Origin of the sequence: Actinoplanes sp. NPDC049681, from assembly GCF_044465265.1 — a bacterium.
Taxonomy (GTDB): Bacteria; Actinomycetota; Actinomycetes; order Mycobacteriales; family Micromonosporaceae; genus Actinoplanes.
Genome location: NZ_JBITLP010000001.1, coordinates 817,232 through 838,148, shown reverse-complemented (window position 1 = coordinate 838,148; position 20,917 = coordinate 817,232). Strand labels below are relative to the sequence as shown.

Below are 20,917 nucleotides of genomic sequence, written 5' to 3'. Positions count from 1 at the left end.
ACCTCCGCCCCCTAGGAAGTCGCGCTCCATGCTCTCGCACCGCGATCACACGGCACATCGTAGAAACGGTCGGTAACCGTCCACCCGCCACGACCGACCCCGGAAGGGCGACCCCCGGACGAGTCATCGACGCCTACGCACGGCACTACGCGTGACGTAACGACCCGGTTCATGTTCGAGTCACGCGGTGGATGGTCAATTCCGCCGGGCCGAACGGGCGTACCCACAAGAGTCACCTAGTGCGATTACCTGTGCGACTCCAGCAGGTGACCACTCGATCACCAGCAGAGACTGCCCTCAGAGGACACCGAGCCGGGCGCCCGTGGTGCCGCGGTCGGCTTCGGAGCGCCTCTCCACCCCACCGCAGGCCACGCCGGGCGAGCTTCGAACCACGCCGAGGCACATCCGGACCGCACTCGGGCGACACCCTCGGCAAGGACCTGTGTCAGCAGCCGCACGCACCTCCGCAACAACCGCCACCGCCACCACTGCCCGGCGAGGGGACAGAAGGCATCGCCCCACCCCGGCCCGTCACGGCAACGGTGGAGAGCAATTTGACCGTGTCCGTATGCCCCTGAGGGCAGGTCGCCGGGGCCGAGGACTCGGCCATGGGACGGTTCAGCTCGAAGGTGTCGCCGCACGCGCGGCATCGGAAGTCGTATCGCGGCATCCGACCAGGGTATGGGCTGGGCCGCTTGATCCGCTGCATCGCAGATGCGTAGTTGTGGACGCCCGGCATCGGTCCCGGTGCATGAGATCGATCGTGGCCGCGGCCCGGTAGTCTCGTGCGGGTGGTTGACGGGCAGGAGAAACCCTCGAAGCGTCCGGCGGCACCGCACCTCGGCGGCCCGCTCGGCAGCTCCGGCGCCGCGCCCGAGGACCTGACGCCGGCGAGCGAATCCGGTGCGCGTGTCGTGCGCGAGAATGCCGTCAAGCTGGCCCAGCCCGAACCGGACGTGGCAGAGCCCGCTGCTGGTGAAACCGCCGCGGCCCCACGCCCTGCCGCCGCCGAGTCTCCTGCGGGCCGGCCCGACGAGGCATCCAAACCGGACGAAACAAACAAGCCGGAAGAGTCGGCGAAGTCTGCCGAGGCCACGAAGCCAGCCGACGGGCCTGAGCCGACCGGGGTCGTCAAGCCGACCGGTAGCTCCAAGCCGACCCAGAGCTCTGAGCCGGCTGAAGCCTCCGGGTCGACGGACAGCTCTACGCCGGCTGAAGCCCCCAAGCCGACCGACAGCTCTACGCCGGCCGACAGCCCTGAGCCGACGGAGAGCGCCCAAAAGACCAGCCCGGCCGACAAGACCAGCCCAGCTGACAAGGTCGGTCCGGGCGACAAGGCCGGCTCGGCCGACAAGGCCGGCTCGGCCGCCGGCTCGGCCGACAAGAGCGGCGGAGAAAGGCCAGCGGATGGAATGCCCGCGCCCTCGGCCACCGCGCTGGCGTTGTCCTCCGGCCGCCGCACCACTCGCGTCCTCCGCAAGGCCAATCCCGCACGTGTCGCGCGTAGCACCTCTGAATGGGCGAAACGCCCCTCCGGCCGGTTCGTCCTGCCCGCGATCATCGCTGTGCTGCTCCTCGGCGCCGCCGGGACGGCCGGTGCTTATCTCGTACCGCAGGCTTTGCAGTCGGTGCCGACGCCCAGCGCGACGCCCGCCTTCGGGGTTGATGCCGAGGCGCCCCTTGCGCCTGCGCCGAGCGGGCTGCCCAGTTTCAACTCCGCCCCCGCGGTCGTCGGCGGCGGTCTGCCCACGACGCCGCCCGTGGGGCTTCCCGGTGCCCGGCCCGCCGATGCCCTGTCCGGCTGGGCGCAACAGACCGGCACCCGCGTCGGCATCCCGGTCGTCGCGGTTCAGGCGTACGGGTATGCGGAACTCGTCGTCGGCAGAACGGCCCCCTCCTGCCATCTGAGCTGGACCACGATCGCCGCCATCGCGAAGGTCGAGTCGGCGCACGGCAGCGCGAACGGCGCGGTGCTCGGCGCGGACGGTTCGGTGTCGCCGCCGATCTTCGGGCTGCCGCTCGACGGCAAGGGCGGTCGGCAGCTCATTCCCGACACCGACCAGGGACTGCTCGACAAGGACACGCAGTTCGACCGGGCGATAGGTCCGCTGCAGTTCATCCCGCAGACCTGGAACGAGCTCGCCGTGGGCAACGCAGTGGATGCCGACAACAACGGCGTCTCGGACCCGAACGACATCGACGACGCCTCGCTCGCAGCCGCGGTCTACCTGTGCAAAGGCGGTCGCGACCTGTCCAAGGCGGACGCCTGGTGGGACGCGATCCTCTCGTACAACGCCGTACGCCCGTACGCCCAGAAGGTCTACGACGCGGCCAATGAGTACGGCGTCCGGAGCCGGGCGTGAATGACAACCCACAGTGACGGGTCGCGTACATTTGCGCACCCGGCCCTTCCCTGAAGGTCGAGATACCGGCAAGCTGTACGGGTGAGGGTGCGTGAGTGGGATCTGCGGTCCGCGTCGGACGCGGAGATCCGATCGCTCGTGGAGACGCTGAACCAGGTGCTGGCAGCGGACCTCCCCGACGATCCACCGTGGCAGGACGTGCAGGTCAGGGAGTATCTGGCCGAGACGATGCCCGGCGAGCGCCGGATCAGCTGGGTCGCCGAGGACGACCGCCTTCCCGAGGGTGAGAGCACGGTTTTCGGGCACGTCACCCTGCTGCTGCTCGGTGACATCGGGGTGCTCGAGGTGCTGGTGCACCCGGGTTTGCGCCGCCGTGGTCTCGGTCGGCAGCTCGTCGCCGTGGCCGCTCGGCGGGCATACCTCGAGGGTTTCTCGTCGATCGGCGTGGAGGCCATCGGGGACACACCCGCAATCCCCTTCTACGAGTCGCTCGGCTTCGAGCGGGAGTACGTCGAGACCCGCAGCGTCCTGACTCTGTCCGGCGTGGACTGGAACGCCCTCGGCTCCATGGCGGGCAGCATCAGCTCCGATTACAAGGTGGAGTATCACCCGGGCGGCCCACCGGCTGAGCTGCTCGAGGCGTACGCGCAGGCGAAGCTGGAGGGCCAGGACGAGGACAACGACCTGGACCTGCGCCCGAGCTCGTCCGACCCGCAGCGGCTTCGGGACAGCCTCAACACGCTGCACCGGCGTGGGCTGAAGCCGTACATCGTGCTGGCCATGCACGAGCCCACCGGTGTGGTCGCCGGCCTCACCGAGGTCGTCGTGCCGGCGCAGCACCCGGAGCGCGCCGACCAGTACGACACGATCGTCGTGCGGGAGCACCGGGGCTACGGGATCGACCGGGCCATCAAGGCTCGGATGCTGTTGGAACTGCGCGGGGCTGAGCCGGAACTGCGCGAGGTGCAGACGTGGAACGCCCAGCACAACGAGTCGATGCTGAAGGTCAACGCCGAACTGGGCTTCCAGCCGGACCGGGATTGGTACGAGTACGGCGCCGACGTCGCCCAACTGGTGCAGAGGCTGGAACCCACGGACTGACCTGGGGTTCGAGAGTCCGGCTGAACAGCTTGCGGGACGACGCGCCTGCCTCGGCGGTCCGGCGATTTCCTGGGGTACGGCTGAGAGCACGCGGCCAGAGTGCCGAAAAGTGACGAGCGGCGCGGAGGCCCTGTGGACAGCCCCGCATTGTGGATAACCGATTCGGTCGGCCGACGCCGGGGTAGGTTCGCCGCATGACAGACGAACCGCTGGAAACAGTCGAAGAAGAAGACGTGCGGGTGAACAAGGGCTCGGCGGACGAGCCCTGGGAGCCCGGCGAGCAGCCCTACGGCGACAGGCCGGAACAGGGCGGCGAAACCCCGGGCCCGGTCAACATCGAGCCACCGGACTGACAGCCGCTCGGAGCTGACAGCCGCTCGGAGCCGACAGCCGCTCGGAGCCGACAGCCGCTCGGAGCCGACAGCCCCCAGCTGACAACCCTGAGCTGACCAGCTCTCAGCCTGACAGCGCTGAGGCTGACAGGCCTTTGGAGGGGCGAAGGGCTCAGTAGCGAGCGCGGAGCAGCTGGGCAGCCTCGGTCGCCCAGTACGTCAGGATGATCTGGGCACCGGCACGCTTGATCGACGTCAGCGTCTCCAGCATCACGCCTTCGCGGTCCAACCACCCGTTGGCCGCGGCGGCCTCCACCATCGCGTACTCGCCCGACACCTGATAGGCGGCCACCGGCACGTCCACCCGCTCCCGCACCGCGGCAACCACGTCGAGGTACGGCAGGGCCGGCTTGACCATGACCATGTCCGCGCCCTCCGCCACGTCCAGCTCCACCTCGCGCAGCGCCTCGCGAACGTTGCCGGGGCTCTGCTGGTACGTGCGGCGGTCGCCCTGCAGGGTCGACTCGACGGCCTCGCGGAAGGGGCCGTAGAAGGCGCCGGCGTACTTCACCGCGTACGCCAGGATCCCAACGTCCTGGTGCCCGGCCTCATCGAGGGCGCGACGGATGACGCCGACCTGACCGTCCATCATTCCCGACGGTCCGACCACGTGGGCGCCCGCCTCGGCCTGGGCGACGCCCATCCGGGCGTAGAGGGCCAGCGTGGCGTCGTTGTCCACCGTGCCGTCCGGTGCCAGGACGCCGCAGTGACCATGGGAGGTGAACTCGTCCAGGCACAGATCGCCCATGACGACCGTGGAGTCGCCGACCTCCGCGATGACGTCCCGGATGGCGACGTTGAGGATGCCGTCCGGGTCGAGGCCACCGGAGCCGGTCTCGTCCTTGTGCTCGTTCGTGGGTACGCCGAAGATCATCAGCCCGCCGACCCCCGCCCCGACGGCCTCGCTGGCGGCCTTGCGGAGCGACTCACGGGAGTGCTGCACGACGCCCGGGAGGGAGGAGATCGGCCGCGGATCGATCAGCCCCTCCTTGACGAAGAGCGGCAGCACCAGCTCGGCCGGCGAGACCCGGGTCTCCTCGACCAGCCGGCGGATCGCGGCCGAGCGCCGCAGCCGGCGCGGACGGATGTCGGGATACGCCATGCTCACTCCCCGAGCCGGGCCGGCCCACCCAGGCCGACCAAAAGCACCAACCACATCGACCCGAAGTCAGCCAGGCCGACCGAAAGCACGAACCGAACCAGCCCCAGCGAAGCCAGCCCGACCAAGCACCAACAAGCCGGCCCAGACGTAGCCAGCCCAAAGCACCAACAAGCCGGCCCAGACGAAGCCAGCCGACCAAAGCACCAACCCGCCGGCCCAAGCTAGCGGGACCGACCGCATTCGCGAACCGAACCGGCTCCAACGAGCCGGCCCGGCGAAACTACGAACCATAAACCCAAACCGGGCCGGTCGCCACAAGCGCCCGGCCCGGGGTGAAACGACTACCGGAACCGCAACGCCGTCGGCCCCTGCACCTTCGAACCTCGGCGCTGCTTGGCGGGCATGGCCGCCAGCTTCTCCCGAAGCTCGACCGCGTACGAAGCCAGCGCCTCGACCAGGTCGGGGACCGACGCGTGCTGCGGCTGGACGTCGACCCGGAGACCGAACTCCGTCGCCGTCTCGGCCGTCTTCGGGCCGATGACCGCGACCACCGTGCGGGCGTGCGGCTTGCCCGCGATGCCGACCAGGTTGCGGACCGTGGAGGACGACGTGAAGAGGACCGCGTCGAAGCCGCCCGACTTGATGGCATCGCGGATGTCGGCCGGCGGGGGCGCCGCGCGTACGGTGCGGTACGCGGTGACGTCGTCGACCTCCCAGCCACGTTCGATGAGGCCTGCGGCCAGCGTCTCGGTGGCGATGTCGGCGCGCGGGAGCAGCACCCGGCCCACCGGGTCGAGGATCTCGTCGTGCGGGGAGAACTCCGCCAGCAGGCCCTCGCTGGACTGGTCGCCGGCCGGGATGAGCTCGGGCTGGATGCCGAAGGCGCGGACCGCGTCGGCCGTTGCCTCGCCGATGCAGGCGATCTTCACGCCGCCGAAGTGGCGGGCGTCGAGGCCGTGCTCGGCGAACTTCTCCCAGACCGCCCGAACCGCGTTCACCGAGGTGAACACCACCCAGGCGTAGCGGCCGTCGACCAGGCCCTTGACCGCGCGCTCCATCTGGGCCGGGGTGCGCGGGGGCTCGACGGCGATCGTCGGGACCTCGCACGGGATGGCCCCGTACGCCCGAAGCCGGGCGCTCATCGCCCCCGCCTGCTCCTTGGTGCGCGGGACGAGGACCTTCCAGCCGTACAGGGGGCGGTTCTCCCACCAGCTCAGCTTGTCGCGGTCGGCGACCTCCGAACCGACCGTGAGCACCACGCGGCCGGTGAAGCCGAGCGCTGCCGCGACGAAGCTGTCGACGGTCGACGTGGTCGTGTACTGCGTCTCGCCGGTACCGTCGCCGGTCACGCCGACCGCCGTGCCGGGTTCGACGCCCGAGGCGAGGAGGCCGTCGCGGACCGCGGCGAGATCGCCCGCGTCCACCGCCACCGCGAAGGAGCCCTTCTGGGCCGCCGCGGCGAGGGCGTCGAAGTCGACCGCCGTCACGTCGTCGATGTCGGCCACCGTGCGGACGCCCGGCAGCGGCACGCCCGCGTACGTGGCGACGCCTTCCGCCTGGCCGAGGCCCGGGACGACCTCGAAGTGCACCGCGGTGCGGGCGACGGCCTGCACCTCGCGGACCACGGCCTCGTGCCCGAACGGGTCGCCGGCCACCAGGTGCACGGCGGACAGGCCGGACTTGGCGGCGGAGAGGAGCACCTTGGCGACGTCGCCGGGCGCGCCCTCGGCCGGGCTGAACTGGGTGTCGTCCTTGGCCTCCGCCTTGATCGCCGCAAGCAGCGACTCGGGGACGCCGCGGTCGTAGACGACCTGGTCGGCGTCGGCGAGGGTGTCGTGGGCCCGGCGCGTCAGCAGCCCCGGGTCGCCGGGTCCGGCGCCGACGAACGCGATGCGTCCGGCGCTCTTGCGGGCGGTGCGGGTGGTCATTCTGTGCTCCCCATCAGGGTGTCGGCGCCGGCTTCGAGGAGATCGGCGGCGAGCGCCTTGCCGATCTCCGCCGCGTCGGCGGGCGTTCCGGTGCGCGACAGCCGGACAGCTCGGGCCCCGTCCGGGCTGATCACCGCACCGCGCAGGTAGATCTCGTCGCCGTGCTCGCCTTCGGCGAGCTCGGCGTGTGCCGCGACCGGGGCGGAGCACCCGGCCTCGAGCGTGGCGAGCATCGCCCGTTCCGCCGTGACGGCGGCACGGGACGGTGCATGATCGAGCGCCCCCAGCAGCTCGACCAGGTCTGCGTTGCCGGACCGGCACTCCACCGCCAGCGCACCCTGGGCCGGGGCGGGCAGCATGAGCATCGGGTCCAGCGTCTCCGTGATCTCGGCGGCCCGGCCGAGACGCACCACGCCCGCCCGCGCCAGGACGACCGCGTCGAGGTCGGCCTCGGGGCCGAGCACCCGCGCGATGCGGCTGTCGACGTTGCCGCGGATGGGCGTGACCTGCAACTGTAGGCCCAAAGCGTGCAGTTGCGCGATTCGGCGCACCGCGCCCGTGCCTACCACAGCGCCCCCGGGCAGCTCCGCGAGCGTCTTGCCGTCCCGGGCGATCAGCGCGTCGCGCGGGTCCTCCCGCTGGGGGACGGCGGCGATGTGAAGCCCCGGGTGCACCCCGGTGGGCAGGTCCTTGTACGAGTGCACCGCGAAGTCGATTTCGTCCGCGAGCAGCGCGTCCCGCAGGGCCGACACGAAAACACCGACGCCGAGCTGGGCGACCGGCGCGGCCGAGCGGTCTCCCGGGGTGACGATGCGCACGAGCTCGACCGGCACGCCGGTGAGCGCGGTCAAGGAATCGGCGACCATCTGGGACTGGGCGAGCGCGAGCGCGCTGCCCCGGGTGCCGAGGCGCAGCGGTGTCCTCACGCTTGATCTCCGATCTCGGGCACGGCGTCGGCCTGGGTGGCGTGCGGGACGTCGAGGTCGAAAAGCTCCCGCAACAGGGCCGCATACTGGTCGCCGCCGGGCTCGGCCGCAAGTTGACGTACCCGGACGGTGGGCGAGTGCAGCAGCTGCTGCACGACCCGGTGCAGGGTACGGGAGACGTCGGCCCGCTGCTCCTCGGTGAATTCCGGCCGGCGCGCGGACAGCTTGCGCAGCTCGCCCGCGACCACCTCGTCGGCTCGGGTGCGCAGGGCGGCGACCGTCGGGGCGATCTCGGCGCCGCGCAGCCAGCCCAGGAAGTGATCGACCTCGGCGGCGACGATCTGCTCGACGGCGGCGGTCTCCGCGGCGGCCGGCATGGTGCGCCGGCTGGTCGCGAGGCTGTCGATGTCGATGACCGTCACCTGCGGCAGCTCGGCGACGTCGGGCGCCACGTCGCGCGGCACCGCCAGGTCGAGCACCACCAGCGGTCGCTCCCGCCCGGCGAGGCGGGCGGGCGTGAGCACGGGTTCGGTGGAGGCGGTGGCGCAGACCACCACGTCGGCGTCGCGCAGGGCGGCGTCGAGGTCGGCGAAGTCGACGGCGGTGGCGCCGTACGCCTCGGCGAGCCGCGCCGCCCGCTCGGCGCCGCGGTTGGTGATCTGCAGCGGGCCGACACCGGTCCGGGTCAGCGTGGCCACGGAAAGGGCGCCCATCGCACCGGCGCCGATGACGAGGCCCGGCCGCCCGCTGAGGTCGCCGCCGAACGCGTCGGCCGCGACGTCGAGGGCGGCGGAGACGACACTCTGCCCGGCGCGGTCGATGCCGGTCTCGGCGTGCGCGCGCTTGCCGACCCGCAGGGCCTGCTGCATCAGCTCGTGCAGCAGCCGGCCGGCGGAGTCGGCCTCGGTGGCCGCGTGGTACGCGTCGCGCAGCTGCCCGAGGATCTGCGCCTCGCCGACGACCATGGAGTCGAGGCCGGAGGAGACCCGGAACGAGTGGCGCACGGCCGCCTCGTCGTAGTGGACGTAGAGGTGCCCGGCGAGCTCGCTGGCGCCGATGCCGGACTGCTCGGCGAGCACGTTGCACACGTCGGCGAGGCCGCCGTGGAAGCCGGAGACGGCCGCGTACACCTCTACCCGGTTGCAGGTGGAGAGGATGACGGCCTCGCCCACGTACGGCTGGGCGACGAGCTTGTGGAGCACGGCGGGGATGTCGGAGCCGGCGATGGTGAGGCGCTCGAGGGTGCCGACCCCGGCGGTCCGGTACGACGCGCCGACGCTGAGCAGGTTCACGACCCGACCGCCTCCTGGTTTCCGTTCCCGTCCACCCGCCCGCCCGGGATGGCCGTCAGGGAGGCCTTGCGGTGCTCGTGGAAGGAGAGGATCTGCAGCTCGATGGCCAGGTCGACCTTGCGGACGTCGACCCCCGCCGGAACGGACAGCACGCAGGGCGCGAAGTTGAGGATGCTGGTGACCCCCGCGGCCACCAGCTCGTCGGCGACGCCTTGCGCGGCGCTGGCCGGGGTCGCGATGACCCCGATCGTGATGCCCTCCTCGACGACGGCCCGGCCGAGCTCGTCGATGTGCCGCACGAGAAGGCCGTTTATCGGCTTGCCGACCCGCTCGGCGTCGGCGTCGAAGAGCGCGACTATGCGGAAGCCGCGGCTGGCGAAGCCGTCGTAGCCGGCCAGCGCGTGGCCGAGGTTACCGACGCCGACGAGCGCGACGGCCCGGCGCTCGTCGAGGCCGAGGATGTACTCGATCTGGTCGATCAGCAGGGCGACGTCGTACCCGACGCCGCGGGTGCCGTACGACCCGAGGTGCGAGAGGTCCTTGCGGAGCTTGGCGGAGTTGACGCCGGCGGCGGCCGCGAGGCCCTCGCTGGAGACGGTGTCCGAGCCGGTCTCGGCGAGGTTGTGCAGGGCGCGGAGGTATTCCGGTAGCCGCGCGATCGTCGCTTCCGGGAGGTCCGGGAAGGCGGTCACCGCACCGGGATTACCGGGCGTGTTTCCATGACGCTGCTGACTCATCTGACTCCGTGCCGACAAGGTTGTGAACCTGCGGTGAGCCCTCTGTGGCCTGGTTCGACCGGCTGTGGTAGCGGGGCTCGTCGGAGTCACAGAGTAGGCGCTTGTGAAGGCGTGCACAAATCGCGATCTTGATAGCGGAACTGGACAAAGATCGAGTCAGCGTGTTATCCGCGCCGACACCTGTCCGAGTATTACCGCTTCCGGGCCCCCGCGACCACCGCCGTCGGCATACCGACGACAAGCATCACAACGTCCGGGCCAGAGCCACGGCGTCGACCAGGGTGTCGGCCACCGGTACGCCCGAGGCGCGCAGCCGCGCGGGGTCGGTGAAGCCACCGGTGTAGAGCACGCAGCGGGCACCCACCGAGGCGGCCGCGTCGGCGTCGTCGATCGAGTCGCCGATGAGCACCGCCTGGTCGCCCGGGACGTCCAGCCGCTCCAGGTGCCGCGCGAGGTGACCCGCCTTGAGGCCGCCGTCGACCTCGGTCGGGCGCCCGTCGATGCGGGCGAACATCCCGGCGAGCCCCCGTGACTCCACGGCCGGGATCAGCTCGTCGTGGAACCACATGGACAGCAGCGACTGGGTGCCGGTCCAGGACTTGATCGCGGCCTCGGCGTCGGCGGCGAGCGGGATCGTGGTCAGGCCCATCCGGTACGCCTCGTGGAAGATCCGGTCCAGCTCCTCGAACTCCTCGTCGGTGACCGCCCGCTCGAGGATCTCCGCGTAGAACTCAGCGACCGGGCGCCGGAAACGCCGCCGGTGTTCGTCGGAGTCCACGCTGCGCCCGCCGACCGCCGCGAACGTATGGTTCGTGGAGGAGACGACGAGCGAGAGGTCGTCCAGAAGGGTGCCGTTCCAGTCCCAGACAAGATGAGTACGCGCCACGGCCGGAAGGCTACAGCCGAGGGGCCCCCGGCGGTCGAGCCATATCCCGCAGCAGGCGCTCCTCCTCGACCCGCCAGTAGCCGTGCTCCTTGCCGTCCAGGATCACCACCGGCACCCGGTCGCCGTAGTCGCGCTCGAGCTCGATCGAGTCGGCGACCTCCACCCGGGTCCACTGGCCGGCCGCGATGCGGTCCAGCACCGCCTCGGCCTCCTCGCACAGGTGGCAACCGGTGCGGCTGATGAGCGTCAGGCGGGTCATCGGAGGTCTCCCTTGCGTACCTTGCCGATCGCGGAGTGAGGCAGCTCACCCACGAGCTCGATCCCGGTGGGCAGCTTGAAGCGGGCCAGGTGGGCCGCGCAGTGCACCTGCAGCTCCGCCGGTGTCGGCGGCGGATCCAGGGCCGGGACCACGTACGCGTACGGCGCCTGCCCGGTCTGCGCGTCGGGCACCGCGATCACGGCCGCCTCGGCGACGCCCGGGTGCCCGTCGAGCACCCGCTCGATCTCCGCCGGATAGACGTTGAAGCCGTTGACCAGGATCAACTCGCCGATCCGGTCGACCAGCACGAGGTCCCCGCCGGCGTCCGCGTACGCGATGTCGCCGGTGCCCCACCAGCCGTCGCCGTCCGGGCCGTCGTTCCCGTCAGGCCAGTAGCCGGAGAACAGGTTGTCGCCGCGCACGACGATCTCGCCCGGGTCGGTGCCGTCGGCGTCCGAGAAGTCGATCTCCACGTCGTCGGCCAGGGCCTCGGACACGGCACCGTCGCGCCAGAGCACGCTGCCGTCCGCGGAGCGCAGCAGCAGCGAGACGCCGGGCAGCGGGCGGCCGATCGAACCCACCTTCTCGCGATCACTCACCGCTGTCGTGGTGAGGACGGGAGCGGCTTCCGTCAGGCCGTACCCGATCATGATGGACCGTCCGGTCACGGCGGTGAAGCGCGCCGCGTCGGCCGGATCCAGCGGGGCCGCGCCGCAGACCGCCGTGCGCACCGAGCCGAAATCGGGCGACTCCTCGCGCGACCAAGCGGCATACATGGACGGCACGCCGATCACCGCGCTAACCGCATGTTTCCTGATCAGGCCCAGTGTCGCGGCGGCGTCGAAGCGATCCACGAGCACCCCGCAGGCGGCGTGGTGCGCGACCGCGCCGAGCCCGGTGTTGAGGCCGTAGGCGTGGAAGAACGGGATCGCCAGCAGCACCACGTCATCGGCGCCGATCACCGGCGGATCGATGCGCTGCAACTGTTCGTGATTGGCCGCAAGAGCACGGTGCGTGAGCATCGCGCCCTTCGGCCGGCCGCTCGTCCCGGACGTGTAGAGCAGGACCGCGAGGTCCGTCGCGGCCGGCCCCTCTGCCGCGAGCGCCGGGCCGCCGTCCGCAAGAGCATGCGACGGTACGGCCACACCCTCCCCCAACCGCAGCGCACCCAGCACCGCCTCCTCGGCGACCACCCGGGCGGCGCCACTGTCCGCCAACGCGAAGGTCACCTCGTCGACGGTGTAGCCGGGATTGAGCGGCACCGCCACCAGGCCGGCCCGCAGCGCGCCGAAATACGCCGCCGCGAACTCGGGGGTGTTGCCGAGGATGATGGCCACGCGATCGCCGTGAGCGGTGCCGGCGGCCAGGTGCCGGGCCGCCCGGTCGACGCGTTCGTCCAGGTCGGACCAGGTGAGCACGGTGTCGCCGGCGATCAGGGCCGGACGGTCGGGCCGGTGCCGCGCGGCGGCACGTACGGGATCACGAGCCGGGTCGTCGGTGAGGTCTCCCACGACGCCCGAGTCTTGCACACCGCCCACCCGAACGGGGTGCGTCGGACAGCCTGTCCGCGACCGATTCGAGGGTGTCCTGCATCGTGGCAGAAGTTCTTTCTGTCGCGTCTGCGCCACTTCGGACTATTTTTGCGCAGCGCACACAGTGTGCGACTCCGTGTGCTCAGGCTCCGTAATACTTCCCGCTTGTGTAACGGAGTCCACATCCGTGGGTGAGGTCGGCCTGCTCCGTCGGGCGGCTTCACCCGTTTTGTTGTGGACCGCTTTCGGACACCCCTTCACCGACGGCCCGCCGGGTCAAGGAGGCGCAGTGAGTCATGTGTACGCCGGCGACCCGTACGGCCGCGGTTTCTTCGCGACTTACACAGGCGTCCCGCAGGGGCTGAACGCCCTCCGCGAGGGCGTCGCCCAGGCGATCCGCGGCGACGGACCCAAGCGGACGCGGAACCGGCCGCACATCAACGAGTCGCCGAGCCGCCAATTCCCCCCGACCGGCAACATCAAGGGCGGCCGCGTGGCCGTACCGGGGCGGCCGCAGCCACCGCAGCAGGCGGGCCCCGACCGCCGGGCCGGCGCGGTGGACGGCGACCAGAACGTGGTCGTGCCGAGTCAGAGCGTCACCGGCCCGCCAGCCCAGACGGAACCGCCCAAATATCCGGCCCGCCCCGACCCGGGCGACGCCGCGGCCGAGGTGTGGGCCCTGGTCGAGCGCGCCCAGGCCGGTGACTCCGCCGCCTTCGGCCTGATCTACGACCGGTACGTGGACACCGTCTTCCGCTTCGTCTACTTCCGCGTCGGCAACCGCCAGCTCGCCGAGGACCTCACCTCGGACACCTTCCTGCGCGCCCTCAAGCGCATCGGCAGCTTCACCTGGCAGGGCCGTGACCTGGGCGCCTGGCTCGTCACCATCGCCCGCAACCTGGTGGCCGACCACTTCAAGTCCGGCCGCTACCGCCTCGAGGTCACCACCGGCGACGTCCTCGACGCCGACCGCGAGGACCGCGGGCCGGAGGGCAGCCCCGAGGCCGCGGTGGTGGACCACATCACCAACGTCGCGCTGCTGACCGCGGTCAAGCAGCTCAATCCCGAGCAGCAGGAGTGCATCGTGCTCCGGTTCCTGCAGGGCTTCTCCGTCGCCGAGACCGCGAAGACCATGGGCAAGAACGAGGGCGCCATCAAGGCGCTGCAGTATCGGGCCGTCCGGGCCCTCGCCCGGCTCCTGCCCGAAGGGTTCCAGTGGTGACGGCAATTTCCCCGATGTCGATCTCTCCCCATGCTGTGGCGCAGGTCGCACCCGTAACCGGTCCTGCCGCTCGCGCGTTTGTCCGGGTGCGACCCGAGGTGGACCAACGGTCCGCCGGTTCCGTCGCGCCCGCCGGCAAAGCTGCCGGCGAGTCAGTCACGAGCGAAGGGGGGTGCCCGCGATGAATTTCGATTTCTTCGATCGCCGGAGCGCCGAGCGCTTCGCGGAGCTTCTCGACGAGACCAGCGGCGGCCGTCGCCACCACGCCCGCGGCCAGGCGGACGAGCACCTCGCCGAGCTGGTCGCCATCGGGCACAGCCTCTCCGCGGCACGGTCCGGTGTGCAGGTCGATCCCGAGTTCCGGATGGGGCTGCGAGCGATGCTCGTGGCGACCGCGGAGCGGGACGGCATCGGCACGACGGCCACCGCAGCCGACCCGGAATCCACGGTCGTCGAGCCCGCCCGCAAGCTGTTCGGGCTGGCCGGGCGCCGCATCCGGGCCCGCGGCGCCATCGTCATCGGCGTCGCCGCCGGCGCCATGGCGGTCTCCGGGATCTCCGCCGCAAGCGAGAACGCCGCACCGGGCGACGCCCTGTACGGCGTCAAGCGCTCCACCGAGCGGGCGCAGCTCGCCATGGCCGGTTCGGACGTCACCCGCGGGCAGCTCTCGCTGACGTTCGCCCGCAACCGGCTCGCCGAGGCGGCCGCGATGGACGGCGACGACCCGAAGTTCCGCGACGCCCTCGATGACATGGACGCGGACACCAAGCAGGGCGTGAAGCTGCTGAACTCGGCGGCGGTCAGCCGCCGCGAGAGCACCAGCCTGGCGAGCGTGGACTCGTTCGTCGACCGGCAGCGCAAGGTGCTGAACTCGGCACTCGACAAGCTCGAGCCCGCCAACCGGGAACGCGCCGAGAAGTCCCTGAGCCTGCTCGACGCCGTCCACCAGCGCGCCGAGAACCTGCGTGACGGCCTGGACTGCGACACCGTCACGCCGTCGGGCAGCGATGCGCTCGGCCCCAAGCTGAGCGCGTGCCGGGCCGGTGCCTCGGACTCCTCGACCCTGGAGCACCAGCAGGGCCAGAGTCAGGACGAGAAGGCGGCACCGTCGGGCAGCCGGAACAAGTCCGCGAAGCCGAAGGTCAGCGACGACCCGACGGCCGACCCGGACACGACCGGCAAGGCGGTGTCCCCGGCGACCGGTGACTCCTCCGTGCCGGCCACGGACGACTCGACGCCGCTGATCTCCGACGACCCGGCCAACCCGCCGACCGGCGACGACAAGAGCCTGATCGGCGGCCTGCTGGACGGCATCTTCCACGGCGACTGAGCCGGAGACACATGGCGAGGGGCTGAGCATGGCGAGGGGCGGTGCCGACACTAGTGTCGGGGCCGCCCCTCACTGCGTACTGTAGCGCTCATTGTCGATGCCCTCACCGGCCGAACGGATCGGGCCGCTTCTCGAGCAGGGAGTAGAGCGTCGCCTGAATGGTCTCGCGAACCTGGTCGGCGAGGTTGAACACCACCATCGGATCGTCCGCGTACTCGGTGAGGTGCGCGGTCGGGATCGGCGGGCAGAACTCGATCAGCCATTTGCTCGGCAGCGGCACGAGTCCCAGCGGCCCGAGCCACGGGAACGTCGGCGTCACCGGGAAGTACGGGATGCCGAGCAGACGGGCGAGCGGCTTCAGGTCGGCCAGGATCGGATAGATCTCCTCGGCTCCGACGATGGCCACCGGGACGATCGGCGTACCGGTGCGCAGGGCCGCCGAAACGAAGCCGCCGCGACCGAAACGCTGCAGCTTGTACCGCTCGGCGTAGCGCTTCCCGATGCCCTTGAAGCCCTCGGGGAAGACGCCGACGAGCTCGCCACCGCTCATCAGCCGCTCGGCGTCGGGGTTGCAGGCGACGGTGGCGCCGGCCTTGCGGGCGAGCTCGGAGAGAACCGGCATGCGGAACACCAGGTCGGCCCCGAGCAGCCGCAGATGCCGTTCGCGCGGATGCTTGTCGCGCAGGGCGGTGGTGAGCATCAGCGCGTCGAGGGCCAGCGTGCCGGAGTGGTTGCCGACGACCAGCCCGCCGCCGGTCTCCGGGACGTGCTCGACGCCGAAGACCTCCGTACGGAACCAGTCGCGATACAGCACGCGCAGCATCGGATGGAAGACGGCGGCGGTGAGCTCGGGGTCGTAGCCGAAGTCGTCCACCTCGTACCCGCCGGCGAGCCGTCGCCTGAGGAACGCCAGCCCTCGGGCCACGCGCTGGTCCCAGATGTCCACCGTGTCCAGTGCGTCCGGCGCCGCTGTTTCCGGGGGTGTGCTGCTCGCTGCCGGACTCTCGGTGGGGCTTGGAGCCTTCCCGGCCGGCGGCCGTGTCGCGTCGCCCACGGTCGCGGCCTTGCTTCGGGCGGTCCGGCGCCGGCGGCTCGAGGCGGGGGCCGGCGGGGTGGCCGGGCCGTCACCGGGCTGCTCCGCCGCCGGTTCCGCCGCGAGTTCGGCCGCCGGTTCCGCCGGCGTGGGGTGCTCGTTCTTTTCGCTCGCCGCCGCCTCGTGATGCTCGGGGCGCTCGTGCTCCTCGACCGCCGCCGCCTCGTGATGCTCGGGGCGCTCGTGCTCCTCGGCCGCCGCCGCCTCGTGATGCTCGTGCTTCTCGGCCGCGGCGGTCGCCTGGGGGCGGCGCCGGGGACGGCGGGCCGCGGGCGGTGGGTCGGGCATCGGAATGGGCCGCTTGCCGTTCACCGGCTTGGGCTTCGCCGGCTCGGGCAGTGTGAAGTCGGCGTGCCCGGGCAGGGCGGCGTGGTGTTCGTCCTGGCTCATCGCGTGACGGCCTCGTGGTCGGCCGCGTCCGTGCTCGGCGCCTCTCCGGCAGCGGCCGCGCGGACCCGGCGGATCCCGTCGAGGATGGCGCGTTCGGCGGCGGCCAGCCGGTCGGCCGTCAGGGACGAGCCGTTGCTGTGGCCCTTGATGAAGTCGTCGAAGGCGGCCGCGGTGGTGCGCGGGGTGAAACCGAATTCCTTGACCAGCTTGGCGGTGTCCACCACCCGACCGTGCACGAAGAGGTCGATCTGGTCCAGGCCGATCTCTCCCACGCCCACGTTGCGCGCCACGCCGGCGACCATCGACAGCGTGCCCTCCGGCAACGGTACGGCCACACGACCGGCCCTGCGTACCGCCTGGGACAGCGCCAGCACCCCCGCGCCGGCGACGTTGAACGTGCCGGGGTGGTCCTCGACCACCGAGCGGTGCAGGATCTCGAGCGCGTCGTCCACGTGCACGAACTGCAGGCGGGCGTCGCGGCCCAGCACGGTCGGCACGACCGGGCGGGCGAAGTAGCGGGTCAGCGTCGTCTCGGCGGTCTCGCTGAGGAACGGCGCGAACCGGAGCACGGTCGCGGCCACCTCGGGACGACGCCGGCGGAAGCCCCGCACGTATCCCTCGATGTCGAGGATGTCGCGCGCGAAGGAGCCGCGGGGCACGGCGCGCGGCTCGGTGTCCTCGGTGAAGACGGCCGGGTCCCGGAACGAGGCGCCGTACGCGGCCGTCGACGAGCGCACCACCAGCTTGCGCAGCCGGCGTGCACCCTGGGCCGCGGCGAGCAGCTGCATCGTACCGATGACGTTCTGCTCTTTCATCGCCGCCCGCCCGCCGTGCTGCGGATCGGGTGCGCTGGTGACCGAGAGGTGCACGACCGCTTCGGCGTCCAGCTCGGCGATGGCGGCGGTGGCCGCACGCGCGTCGGCCCGGATCTGCTCGACGTCCGCCAGCAGGCCCGCGAGGGCCGGCGGTGGGTCGTGCGGATCCAGGCCGATGACCCGCTCGATCCGGGGGTCGGCGGCGAGCCGGGACGCGACCCGGGCGCCGAGGAAGCGACTGACCCCGGTGACCACGACGACCCGCGGCGGGGCCGCGACTTCAGACGACACCACGGGCGCGCCTCTCACGTGCGGCTTCTTCGAGGAGGGCAAGTGCGCGGGCCGGGTCTCAGACCCGGCCGGGCGTCACTTGCCGAGACGACGACGCTGGACGCGGGTCTTGCGCAGCAGCTTACGGTGCTTCTTCTTCGCCATACGCTTGCGGCGCTTCTTGACCACGGAGCCCATACGTCATGCCTCTCGAAACCATGTGGGCCGGCCGCTGCGCGCGCAGTGGCACGCCGACCGGACTGACAGCGGTTTGCCCCTCGGCCGTGGCACCAAAACGCACAGGCGCCAAAACGCGCACGGGTATCACGGGGCGAACCGCTCCAGCGTAGCGGCCCGGGTGCGGCGGGACCAACACGGCCCCTCGCCGGGCGTCGCCGGCCCGGGTCGTCAGGCGGTCTGCGAGAAGGCTCCCCGCAGGTACGTGTGCACAGCGTGCTCGGGCACCCGGAACGAGCGGCCCACCCGCACGGCGCTCAGCTCGCCGCCGTGCACCAGCCGGTAGACGGTCATCTTCGAGACCCGCATGAGCGCGGCCACCTCGGCCACGGTCAGGAAGCGCACCTCGGCCAGGCGCTCCTCGGCTTGGGCTGGACCCGTCATCTCCTCGCACCGATCCTTTCGCAGGCGCCGCCGCCGCGGCCGGACAGGCCTTGCGCCGCGGCGGGCTGGCGCGCGTGTCATCAGTACGGTATCGAGACGGCTGTTACGAGCGCGATGCGTTCCGTGAAATGACCAGAAAAAGTCAAGCCGACACGCGGGTTTTATCCCGAAAGGTGACTTACTTCTTACTGGTGAGCGCTTTGCCGAAGAACGCGATGTTCGCGGGCCGTTCCGCGAGGCGGCGCATGAGGTAGCCGTACCACTGGTCGCCGTACGGCACGTAGACGCGCACGGTGTTCCCGGCGGCGGCCAGGCGGGCCTGCTCTTCCGGGCGGACGCCGTAGAGCATCTGGAACTCGTACTGGTCGGCCTGGCGGTCGAACCAGCGAGCCCGGTCCTCGGCGATGGCGATCAGCCGCGGGTCGTGCGTGGCGATCATCGGGTAGCCGTCGCCGGACATCAGGATGTTGAGGCAGCGCACGTACGCCTTGTCGACGTCCAGCGCCGACTGGTACGCGACCGACTCGGGCTCCGCGTACGCCCCCTTGCACAGCCGCACCCGCGACCCGGCGGTGGCCAGCTCCCGGCAATCACCCTCGGTCCGCCGCAGGTACGCCTGCAGCACGGCACCCGTGTTCGGGTAGTCCTTGCGCAGCTCAGCGAGGATCTCGAGCGTCGAGTCCGTCGTCGTGTGGTCCTCGGCGTCCAGCGTCACGGTGGTGCCCGCCTCGGCCGCCGCGGCGCAGATCGCGTGCGCGTAGTCGTACGCCATCCGGTCGTCGATCTTCTGGCCCATGGCCGAGAGCTTCAGGCTGACCTCGGCCGCCGGCGTCAGCCCGGCGTCGCGGAGCCGGCCGAGCAGCGTCAGGTACTGATCCTTGGTGGCGGTGGCCTGCTCCGCCGTCAGGGTGTCCTCGCCCAGGTAGTCCAGGCTGATCGCCAGGCCGTCGTCGGCCAGCTCCCGGCTGGTCCGCAAGGCGTCGGCGACACCCTCCCCGGCGACGAACCGCTTGACGATCCCCCGGGTCACGGGGGCGGAGGAGATCAGCCGCTCGATCCGGGACGATCCGGCGGCGGCGAGAAAGACGGAACGGAGCATGAGCCGAGCGTATCGCCCGCGCGCGGCCCGGTCGCGGCGGAGCCGCCACCACCGCGCCGGGCCCGGGAACCATGTTCGTCCGGGACAGGTGAGGTTACCGTTGTCGGGTGAACTTCGATGCGTACGCGCGCACAGCGGTGGAGCTGGTCAACGCGGACCTGGGCGAGCTCGCCGGGCTCAAAGCGATGTTCGGTGACGAACTCGCCTGGATGAGCGCCGAGGTCACGGAGAAGGACCTCGCGGTGTTCCGCCGTGCCCAGCGCCGGCTGCGCGACGTCTTCGAGTACGGCACCTCGGGCCGCGACACCGAGGCCGTCACCGAGCTGAACGTACTGCTCGAGGCCTACCCGGTGCAGCCACGCATCTCCGGCCACGACGCCAGCGACTGGCACATGCACGTGACCAGCCGCGGCGCCTCGGTGAGCGCGGAGTTCCTGGCCGGCGCGGTGTGGGGCCTGTCGGTGTGGCTGTGCGAATACGGCAGTGCGCGCTTCGGCATCTGCGCCGACGAGCGCTGCGGCAACGTCTATCTGGACACGTCGTCGAACAACTGCCGCCGCTTCTGCTCGGAGCGCTGCGCGACCCGCTCGCACGTCGCGGCCCACCGCGCCCGTAAGCGGGCGGCCACTCTCACGCCCGCGTAACCGCCGGCGTCTGGGACTCGGCCGGAGCGAGGTGCCGGCGGGCGAACTCCAGCGACTCCCGCAGGTCCTGCACCCGTACATCACGGCTGGTCACCTTGCGCGTGGAGACCTCCAGCGCGACCGATCCCCGGAAGCCGTCGCTGGACAGCGACCGCAGCAGCTCCGCACACGGCTGGTTGCCCCGCCCGGGCACGAGGTGCTCGTCGCGCCCCTCGCCGGTGCCGTCGCCGAGGTGGACGTGCTTGAGGCCCGAACCCATGCGGGCGGCCATCTCCAGCGAGTCCATCCGCGCCGCCGCGCAGTGCGAGATGTCCAGCGTGTAGGCGTCGTAGCCGGTCTCGGTCGGGTCCCATCCCGGCACGTACGGCACGAAATTCCGGCCCGCCATCCGTACGGGATACATGTTCTCGATCGCGAAGGTCGTGTCCGGGTGCCGGGCCTGCACCTTGGCCAGCCCCGCCGCGAAGTTGCGGGCGTAGTCGCGCTGCCACGTGAACGGCGGGTGCACCACCACGGTCGGGGCGCCGAGGGTCTCGGCGAGCTGGGCGGCCCGGTTCAACCGCTCCCACGGGTCGGGGCTCCACACCCGCTGGGTGACCAGCAGGCACGGCGCGTGCACGGACAGGACCGGCACGCCGTAGTGTTTCGCCAGGCCCTCGAGGGCGCCGGCGTCCTGGCTGACGGCATCCGTCCAGACCATGACCTCGACACCGTCGTAGCCCACCGTCGCCGCCATCTCGAACGCGGCCGCGGTCGGCTCGGGGAAGACGGAGGAGCTGGACAGGAGCACGGGGACGCGGGAAGTCACGCGTCAAGGGTAGACCCGTCCGGCCCGGCTGCCAGTTCCTCGGTCGGTATACATGGGGGCAAACCCGGCCCGCTGCGCACGGGTACGCGGCAGGCGCGCGTACGCTG

The 20,917-nt window shown here is 71.4% G+C and carries 20 protein-coding genes and 1 pseudogene; 6 read left to right on the top strand and 15 right to left on the bottom strand.

The genetic code is table 11. The features are described 5' to 3' along the window. Nucleotides 1-445: 445 nt before the first annotated feature. Nucleotides 446-670 (bottom strand): zinc ribbon domain-containing protein, encoded by a 225-nt coding sequence (locus tag ACIBO8_RS03875; protein WP_396113541.1) that lies wholly within the window; start codon nucleotides 668-670, stop codon nucleotides 446-448. A gap of 121 nt (nucleotides 671-791) precedes the next feature. On the opposite strand from ACIBO8_RS03875, the gene ACIBO8_RS03870 reads away from it, so the two are divergent. From ACIBO8_RS03870 to ACIBO8_RS03860, 3 genes are all read left to right on the top strand, one after another. After that, on the top strand, nucleotides 792-2,363 hold the full coding sequence (locus ACIBO8_RS03870; RefSeq protein ID WP_396113540.1) for a murein transglycosylase: 1,572 nt from the start codon (nucleotides 792-794) through the stop codon (nucleotides 2,361-2,363). An 81-nt stretch (nucleotides 2,364-2,444) separates the two neighbouring features. Next, the gene (locus tag ACIBO8_RS03865; RefSeq protein WP_396113539.1) at nucleotides 2,445-3,464 is read left to right on the top strand and encodes a GNAT family N-acetyltransferase; all 1,020 of its coding nucleotides are present in this window, start codon (nucleotides 2,445-2,447) and stop codon (nucleotides 3,462-3,464) included. Nucleotides 3,465-3,658: 194 nt separating this feature from the next. Next, on the top strand, nucleotides 3,659-3,817 hold the full coding sequence (locus ACIBO8_RS03860) for a hypothetical protein (protein ID WP_396113538.1): 159 nt from the start codon (nucleotides 3,659-3,661) through the stop codon (nucleotides 3,815-3,817). Between the two features lie 151 nt (nucleotides 3,818-3,968). Here ACIBO8_RS03860 and hemB read toward each other — a convergent pair whose 3' ends face one another. From hemB to ACIBO8_RS03820, 8 genes are all read right to left on the bottom strand, one after another. Next, the gene (hemB, locus tag ACIBO8_RS03855) at nucleotides 3,969-4,958 is read right to left on the bottom strand and encodes a porphobilinogen synthase (protein ID WP_396113537.1); all 990 of its coding nucleotides are present in this window, start codon (nucleotides 4,956-4,958) and stop codon (nucleotides 3,969-3,971) included. Between the two features lie 341 nt (nucleotides 4,959-5,299). Beyond that, entirely contained in the window at nucleotides 5,300-6,886 is a 1,587-nt protein-coding gene (locus tag ACIBO8_RS03850) for a uroporphyrinogen-III synthase (RefSeq protein ID WP_396113536.1), read from the bottom strand. Then, nucleotides 6,883-7,812, bottom strand: a complete 930-nt coding sequence (hemC, locus tag ACIBO8_RS03845) for a hydroxymethylbilane synthase (RefSeq protein ID WP_396113535.1) — start codon at nucleotides 7,810-7,812, stop codon at nucleotides 6,883-6,885. Before hemC ends, ACIBO8_RS03850 begins: the two co-directional genes overlap by 4 nt. Next, a complete protein-coding gene (locus tag ACIBO8_RS03840; protein ID WP_396113534.1) occupies nucleotides 7,809-9,104 on the bottom strand; it encodes a glutamyl-tRNA reductase in 1,296 nt (431 codons plus the stop codon). The genes hemC and ACIBO8_RS03840 overlap by 4 nt, the downstream gene beginning before the upstream one ends. Further along, nucleotides 9,101-9,841, bottom strand: coding sequence for a redox-sensing transcriptional repressor Rex (locus ACIBO8_RS03835; protein WP_396113533.1), 741 nt, complete (start codon nucleotides 9,839-9,841; stop codon nucleotides 9,101-9,103). The genes ACIBO8_RS03840 and ACIBO8_RS03835 overlap by 4 nt, the downstream gene beginning before the upstream one ends. 244 nt (nucleotides 9,842-10,085) lie before the next feature. Continuing rightward, the gene (locus ACIBO8_RS03830) at nucleotides 10,086-10,727 is read right to left on the bottom strand and encodes an HAD family hydrolase (protein ID WP_396113532.1); all 642 of its coding nucleotides are present in this window, start codon (nucleotides 10,725-10,727) and stop codon (nucleotides 10,086-10,088) included. A 10-nt stretch (nucleotides 10,728-10,737) separates the two neighbouring features. Next, on the bottom strand, nucleotides 10,738-10,986 hold the full coding sequence (locus ACIBO8_RS03825) for a glutaredoxin family protein (protein WP_366155695.1): 249 nt from the start codon (nucleotides 10,984-10,986) through the stop codon (nucleotides 10,738-10,740). Next, complete coding sequence (locus ACIBO8_RS03820) at nucleotides 10,983-12,497, bottom strand: AMP-binding protein (RefSeq protein WP_396113531.1); 1,515 nt, start codon at nucleotides 12,495-12,497, stop codon at nucleotides 10,983-10,985. Before ACIBO8_RS03820 ends, ACIBO8_RS03825 begins: the two co-directional genes overlap by 4 nt. 310 nt (nucleotides 12,498-12,807) lie before the next feature. Here ACIBO8_RS03820 and ACIBO8_RS03815 point away from each other — a divergent pair, with 310 nt between their 5' ends. Then, nucleotides 12,808-13,740 (top strand): ECF subfamily RNA polymerase sigma factor, BldN family, encoded by a 933-nt coding sequence (locus tag ACIBO8_RS03815; protein ID WP_396113530.1) that lies wholly within the window; start codon nucleotides 12,808-12,810, stop codon nucleotides 13,738-13,740. 181 nt (nucleotides 13,741-13,921) lie between these two features. Next, a pseudogene (locus tag ACIBO8_RS03810) lies at nucleotides 13,922-14,782 on the top strand (DUF5667 domain-containing protein); the annotation flags it as partial. A gap of 391 nt (nucleotides 14,783-15,173) precedes the next feature. On the opposite strand, the gene ACIBO8_RS03805 reads toward ACIBO8_RS03810, so the two are convergent. From ACIBO8_RS03805 to ACIBO8_RS03785, 5 genes are all read right to left on the bottom strand, one after another. Beyond that, complete coding sequence (locus tag ACIBO8_RS03805; RefSeq protein ID WP_396113887.1) at nucleotides 15,174-16,124, bottom strand: lysophospholipid acyltransferase family protein; 951 nt, start codon at nucleotides 16,122-16,124, stop codon at nucleotides 15,174-15,176. Between the two features lie 425 nt (nucleotides 16,125-16,549). After that, the gene (locus tag ACIBO8_RS03800) at nucleotides 16,550-17,662 is read right to left on the bottom strand and encodes an NAD-dependent epimerase/dehydratase family protein (protein ID WP_396113886.1); all 1,113 of its coding nucleotides are present in this window, start codon (nucleotides 17,660-17,662) and stop codon (nucleotides 16,550-16,552) included. A gap of 72 nt (nucleotides 17,663-17,734) precedes the next feature. Continuing rightward, nucleotides 17,735-17,836, bottom strand: a complete 102-nt coding sequence (locus ACIBO8_RS03795; RefSeq protein WP_007465623.1) for a 30S ribosomal protein bS22 — start codon at nucleotides 17,834-17,836, stop codon at nucleotides 17,735-17,737. Between the two features lie 210 nt (nucleotides 17,837-18,046). Then, nucleotides 18,047-18,259 (bottom strand): helix-turn-helix domain-containing protein, encoded by a 213-nt coding sequence (locus ACIBO8_RS03790; protein ID WP_125803603.1) that lies wholly within the window; start codon nucleotides 18,257-18,259, stop codon nucleotides 18,047-18,049. 178 nt (nucleotides 18,260-18,437) lie between these two features. Further along, nucleotides 18,438-19,358 (bottom strand): proline dehydrogenase family protein, encoded by a 921-nt coding sequence (locus ACIBO8_RS03785; protein ID WP_396113529.1) that lies wholly within the window; start codon nucleotides 19,356-19,358, stop codon nucleotides 18,438-18,440. Between the two features lie 107 nt (nucleotides 19,359-19,465). Here ACIBO8_RS03785 and ACIBO8_RS03780 point away from each other — a divergent pair, with 107 nt between their 5' ends. Beyond that, nucleotides 19,466-20,002, top strand: coding sequence for a CGNR zinc finger domain-containing protein (locus tag ACIBO8_RS03780; RefSeq protein WP_396113528.1), 537 nt, complete (start codon nucleotides 19,466-19,468; stop codon nucleotides 20,000-20,002). Here ACIBO8_RS03780 and ACIBO8_RS03775 read toward each other — a convergent pair. Then, on the bottom strand, nucleotides 19,989-20,810 hold the full coding sequence (locus tag ACIBO8_RS03775) for a sugar phosphate isomerase/epimerase family protein (protein WP_396113527.1): 822 nt from the start codon (nucleotides 20,808-20,810) through the stop codon (nucleotides 19,989-19,991). The genes ACIBO8_RS03780 and ACIBO8_RS03775 overlap by 14 nt on opposite strands. Nucleotides 20,811-20,917 lie beyond the last annotated feature (107 nt).

Coding starts and splice junctions, on each gene's coding strand:
- ACIBO8_RS03860 (WP_396113538.1), top strand. CDS start 3,659: ATGACAGACGAACCGCTGGAAACAGTCGAAGAAGAAGACGTGCGGGTG.
- ACIBO8_RS03790 (WP_125803603.1), bottom strand. CDS start 18,259: ATGACGGGTCCAGCCCAAGCCGAGGAGCGCCTGGCCGAGGTGCGCTTC.
- ACIBO8_RS03785 (WP_396113529.1), bottom strand. CDS start 19,358: ATGCTCCGTTCCGTCTTTCTCGCCGCCGCCGGATCGTCCCGGATCGAG.
- ACIBO8_RS03795 (WP_007465623.1), bottom strand. CDS start 17,836: ATGGGCTCCGTGGTCAAGAAGCGCCGCAAGCGTATGGCGAAGAAGAAG.
- ACIBO8_RS03875 (WP_396113541.1), bottom strand. CDS start 670: ATGCCGCGATACGACTTCCGATGCCGCGCGTGCGGCGACACCTTCGAG.
- ACIBO8_RS03850 (WP_396113536.1), bottom strand. CDS start 6,886: ATGACCACCCGCACCGCCCGCAAGAGCGCCGGACGCATCGCGTTCGTC.
- ACIBO8_RS03835 (WP_396113533.1), bottom strand. CDS start 9,841: ATGAGTCAGCAGCGTCATGGAAACACGCCCGGTAATCCCGGTGCGGTG.
- ACIBO8_RS03825 (WP_366155695.1), bottom strand. CDS start 10,986: ATGACCCGCCTGACGCTCATCAGCCGCACCGGTTGCCACCTGTGCGAG.
- hemB (WP_396113537.1), bottom strand. CDS start 4,958: ATGGCGTATCCCGACATCCGTCCGCGCCGGCTGCGGCGCTCGGCCGCG.